This window comes from Vibrio sp. 11986-1-5, assembly GCF_963878025.1.
In the GTDB taxonomy this organism is placed as follows: Bacteria; Pseudomonadota; Gammaproteobacteria; order Enterobacterales; family Vibrionaceae; genus Vibrio; species Vibrio injensis.
The window spans coordinates 1-726 of record NZ_CAWNVW010000026.1 but is presented as its reverse complement, the minus strand read 5'-3'; the positions used below and the strand labels follow the sequence as shown (position 1 = coordinate 726).

Here is a 726-nt window from a genome sequence, read left to right as displayed (position 1 = left end):
TAAGTGTCCTAAAGGGTTGTTCGAGACTAGAACGTTGATAGGCAGGGTGTGTAAGCGCTGTGAGGCGTTGAGCTAACCTGTACTAATTGCCCGTGAGGCTTAACCATACAACACCGAAGGGGTTTTGTGGGCTCAATTGAGTGCATTGAATGTGTAGAGAACAAAAAACAGCTTTCCGAATTAATCAAATTTGCTTGGCGACCATAGCGTTTTGGACCCACCTGACTCCATGCCGAACTCAGAAGTGAAAGGAAACAGCGTCGATGGTAGTGTGGGGTCTCCCCATGTGAGAGTAGAACATCGCCAGGCTTTAATTTCTACTTCTTCTTACGAGAAGAAGTGACCATAAAGCTTTAAATATTTAGAACTTTATGTTGACTTTCAAAGTAGAAAGCGTAGTATACGCGTCCTGCCCAAGTGTTAAGGCACTGAAAGCAAAGCTCTTTAACAATTTAAACCAATCAATCTGTGTGGGCACTCGTTGATGATAATCAAAATGCTTAGCAATAAGCACTTCGGTATCAATGAACTGAGTGACCAATTGATAGCGCTTTTAGCTCTATCGGCACAGTCAATTCATTATCGTTCTGTTGGAACGGTAATAGCTTTGAATTACTTATGGTAGTTTAAAGTCAGTATTCATTGAGCCACAAAAAACTTAAATTGAAGAGTTTGATCATGGCTCAGATTGAACGCTGGCGGCAGGCCTAACACATGCAAGTCGAG

3 rRNA genes are annotated in these 726 nt (G+C 42.1%); all 3 read left to right on the top strand.

The window, feature by feature from the left end:
• Positions 1-107: ribosomal RNA gene (locus tag AACS00_RS07925) — 23S ribosomal RNA — on the top strand; the annotation flags it as partial.
• 86 nt (positions 108-193) lie between these two features.
• Positions 194-309 (top strand): 5S ribosomal RNA (gene rrf / locus AACS00_RS07920).
• A 351-nt stretch (positions 310-660) separates the two neighbouring features.
• Positions 661-726 (top strand): 16S ribosomal RNA (locus AACS00_RS07915); the annotation flags it as partial.